The organism is Verrucomicrobiales bacterium, from assembly GCA_016793885.1.
Taxonomy (GTDB): Bacteria; Verrucomicrobiota; Verrucomicrobiia; order Limisphaerales; family UBA11320; genus UBA11320.
Map to the genome: position 1 here is coordinate 1 of JAEUHE010000213.1, position 3643 is coordinate 3643.

The 3643-nt window shown below is 53.3% G+C and carries 4 protein-coding genes; all 4 read left to right on the top strand.

The features are described from left to right. Positions 1–164: 164 nt before the first annotated feature. The 4 genes from JNN07_24120 to JNN07_24135 all read left to right on the top strand — a co-directional run bounded on the left by JNN07_24120 (position 165) and on the right by JNN07_24135 (position 3511). Positions 165–503 carry a hypothetical protein gene (locus JNN07_24120; protein ID MBL9170840.1) on the top strand — a complete coding sequence of 113 codons (339 nt, stop codon included), beginning with the start codon at positions 165–167 and terminating at the stop codon, positions 501–503. 528 nt (positions 504–1031) lie between these two features. Continuing rightward, positions 1032–1907 (top strand): hypothetical protein, encoded by an 876-nt coding sequence (locus tag JNN07_24125; protein MBL9170841.1) that lies wholly within the window; start codon positions 1032–1034, stop codon positions 1905–1907. A gap of 389 nt (positions 1908–2296) precedes the next feature. Next, the gene (locus JNN07_24130) at positions 2297–2794 is read left to right on the top strand and encodes a hypothetical protein (GenBank protein MBL9170842.1); all 498 of its coding nucleotides are present in this window, start codon (positions 2297–2299) and stop codon (positions 2792–2794) included. Positions 2795–2995: 201 nt separating this feature from the next. After that, complete coding sequence (locus JNN07_24135; GenBank protein ID MBL9170843.1) at positions 2996–3511, top strand: hypothetical protein; 516 nt, start codon at positions 2996–2998, stop codon at positions 3509–3511. Positions 3512–3643: the final 132 nt, after the last annotated feature.

A 3643-nucleotide genomic window follows, 5' to 3' on the forward strand; every position in this document is an offset into this window, starting at 1 on the left:
TGGGTCGCATCAGACCACTAAGCTGTCGGCTGCTTCTGTTCCTGTCTTGTTATCTTGCCTTCCGCGTGGTTCCTGCATCTAAACAGTAACTTGCAGGACATGCTATTCGGCGTTCCGATGTGTTGCGGCAGAACTGTCGCCAGAAAACAAAGTTAGGAGTTTCTATGCCCACTCCCACCGACATCGAAATGCTTCGCACCGTCGTCTACGCCTTCGCTGCTGTAATCGTCGCAGCGCTGACCGCTTTTGCAATTGTCGGCGGCATTGCGTTCTCAAAGATCGAGCGTGGTGCCGGTAAATCCTTTGGCCTCATGTTCTCCCGTGGCAATTTCCTACGCATCTCAACCGTTGTGTTTTGCGTCTTTGCCGTGGTTGTCTTGGCGTTTGCTGGCAAACTCTCCGAGGGTGCTGTTGCCGTGCTTAGCGGTATCGCAGGCTTTGTTCTTGGCGGTGTGTCTAAAGACGGTTCGTCACCGTCCAGTCCCGAGAACGGCAACTCCTAACATGGCGCTCAACCTCGCTCCCTTCGGTCGCTGGACGCTGCGCGATAAAGCCGCGCAGCGCCGGTTAGCTCTACGTTGAACGACAGCTTCCTGAAAGCTCAATGGCGGCGACGGGTCGAAACCGCTCAGTAGCGGATACCAATATGAAAGGCCTGACCCCGCACGCCCCAAGAAGGAGGCCGCGAAGAGCGTCACATTGGCGCTCTCGCTGGTCGGTGTGATCGGTCTCCATCTGGCGAGGCGCCCCTCGAGGAGTTGATGGGCGAAATCCGCCCACTGCATCCGAATACGGGTTATTGGGACCGAAAAGATCTCGGGAAAATGCGAGAGAAACGGAAACGGCGATGATCGGAGTTGGCGGAAACTGCTGCTTGAGTGCACGTGTTCAGAACGTCAATTGATCCGGGCTTTCTCGGGTGAGTTATCCAAGAGAATGAAGGGCAACCAAAAAAATCGATACCAGCTTAATCAAGCCGGCGACAAGTTAGATTTTGTTAAAGAGGGACTATTAAGCGTGGAGGCGTTGCTATGGGGTTCTTCGGTTCGCTGACGGGTTGGGATCAGTCGAATGCAGCGATTAATGCTCTCTTGGGCGTGCAGTACTTGAAGGGTGCCAGTCCATCGGAGAAACGCGCGGTGGTGGAGCAAATCGTGAAGACTATCCAGTCGGTTCAGCCCCGCCTGACTCAGGAGCAAGTGCTCGCTGATTTCAGTACGAGGGGAATTGTCGGGCAGATGGGCTTTGTAGCGCTTGCTTGCGACTACCTCGGGATTCCGCCCCCTATCCGGGGAAATGTATGGACAGTTTTCAAGAACCCGTACCTTATTGGGGAAAAGGTCACCGAAAGCCACATACAAGCGGCGCAGTACGCACTTCTAAAGCAGGACGGTGTGAAGATCGAGTGGCCCGGTTGCGATAAGTGCATTGATTTTCGCATGATGGCTGAACCGGAGGATGAACCTGAACCTTATGTCGGGAATGATGAATGGGATGAAGATTCAAAAGATGATGAACTCGACAGCAATCCGAAGTTGGTTACTGAGGATGATGAAGAGGTCTATGGAGAGGATCTGATCGATCTAGTTAGGCGTATTGCGGCTGACACTTGGAGTGAAAGTGATTCCTTCATGTTGGAGGGAGGTGAGGGGCCATCTGTGCGCCGTGATGACATCGACCATTTCGGCGAGAAGTTTGTTTACTTGGTTAGACGGATGGCTGAACTCGCACGTGCGTTGCTTGGCAAACCGAGTCTGAACTTCAGCCGGTGTCCGCTTGGCTCCAGAGCTGACGTTGTGGTCCATGGTGCTGATACATTAGAACTCGTCGAGCGAGTCATCCTTGAAGAGTACAAAGCGTCTCACTTGCGGGGCACCATCGTGAAAATCTTCGTCCGAGAATCATGAACGACGCGCCGTCTTCAATCGACGCTTATTTCGTCCGTCCATTTGGGGGTTTAGCAATGACAGAATGACATGCTCCCGCCGTTTTCCAAGTTCTTTCTCCAAGTTGAGGCCTCTCACCCCTCCGTCGAACGATTCGCACAGGGCGTTGATCTTCTTCGAAATCAGTTCGCCGTCGGCCTTGCGTGCATTAGCGATCGCCCGTGCTGCGGTGTCCGCTGCCAACCTCCACACGTCGGACTGTCCGTGGATCGCTCTCAGCTCATGAATAATCTCCCTGACTCAATTCTGGGCGGGAGCTTTCTTCAAAGTCCAATGGCGACAATGGCTCGAGACTAGTCAATGATGAATGAGCCAATGAAATACCTGGCCCCGCAGTCTCTCAGACTCTCATGAGCAGCTCTAATAGACTTATTGAAATTCATATCACCCAGGCAAGGCTTCGTGCGCTTCGCCTCGTTGCGTTTACTGGCGCGGTCTTTCCTGGCGAGTGGAGTGTGCAATGGAACGAAGCTATCGTTCCAGATCTGCTCGAGTTCGGCTTTCACGCCAGAAAGGTGAACGAATTCTGCGGCTTGATGGATGAGGAGTTTGGACCAATCGACGTGAGGATCGTAAAGATCTCAGAAGGGGATCCCGGAATCTGGGAAACGAACTACCGGAATGCCTTGAACGCGCTCATGCACATGCAGACATTCTCGATCGGACACGTGCACGCCGATCACCGAAGAATCTTCCGTGCATCGGAGTCGAACCTGATCGCCACGTACATCAAGGTATCGACAGATCGCTTTCCGGAAGTCACGATCAGCCTCTTCGGCTTGGTCGATTGTTTCTTGAACCGAGTTCTTCAAAAGGTACGTGAGAGACATCCCCAACTTCGGTTCTAAAGGCTTTAGCCCTGATGTTGATGCGCTCGGCGCTCAACCACTCGCTCAGGCTGCTCCGTTCCAGGACCTGCTTCTGACACGACTTATCTAGCACGTTGAACGGCAGCTCTTCTGAAAGCTCAACGGCAGCACCGGGTCGACATGAGCCATGGAAAGATGAGTAAGAAGGACTGACCCAACAACCCAAAAAAGTTAGAGCGCATGAACACACTCACCCAACAATTTGCAAAGGCTGATCGTCTGGCGACTGTTACACAGAGCGTCGGCTTTGCCTTGTGGCAACTTCAGGAGTTGGAGGGCGTCGTTGCTGGCTACTTTGTCTTGCTGGCGCAGGCAAAGAAGGGCATGGGCCTCGTGGAAGGAAATGCTCTCGTTGAAAGGGCGCAGGGCAAGACGTTCGGTTCCACCTTGCATCAAATTTCCAAGGCCGGCTTGGTCTCAGCCGAAATCGAAGAGCGGTTATTGAAACTCCTTGCCGAAAGAAACTGGCTGGTGCATCGTTCTCGCGCTGAGAGCCGGAACGCAATTCATAGCGACGGGGCAATGGCTGCCCTCATTGAACGACTCGAATCGATGGCTGATGAATCTCTTGCCTTGCTGAAATTTATTGATGGCGAGACCACGGCCTTCGTTCAGAGCCATGGCGTATCAATGGAGTACGTTGCGAGAGTATCCAAGCAACTGTTGGATCAATGGTATGGAGCCGATGCGCTTTAACTCCGCGTTCGAGCCGATCTGCGTGAGAATTCACGCAGATGCCTTCACTCCAGGCTGAGCGACAGCTCCTCGAATTTCTGACTGGCTCCATAGGGTCGAACTCAGCCATTGACGCATGAGCAGATGAAAGAC

Excerpts from the sequence above, each read along its gene's own strand:
- JNN07_24120 (MBL9170840.1), top strand. The coding sequence starts at position 165 with ATGCCCACTCCCACCGACATCGAAATGCTTCGCACCGTCGTCTACGCC.
- JNN07_24125 (MBL9170841.1), top strand. The coding sequence starts at position 1,032 with ATGGGGTTCTTCGGTTCGCTGACGGGTTGGGATCAGTCGAATGCAGCG.
- JNN07_24130 (MBL9170842.1), top strand. The coding sequence starts at position 2,297 with ATGAGCAGCTCTAATAGACTTATTGAAATTCATATCACCCAGGCAAGG.
- JNN07_24135 (MBL9170843.1), top strand. The coding sequence starts at position 2,996 with ATGAACACACTCACCCAACAATTTGCAAAGGCTGATCGTCTGGCGACT.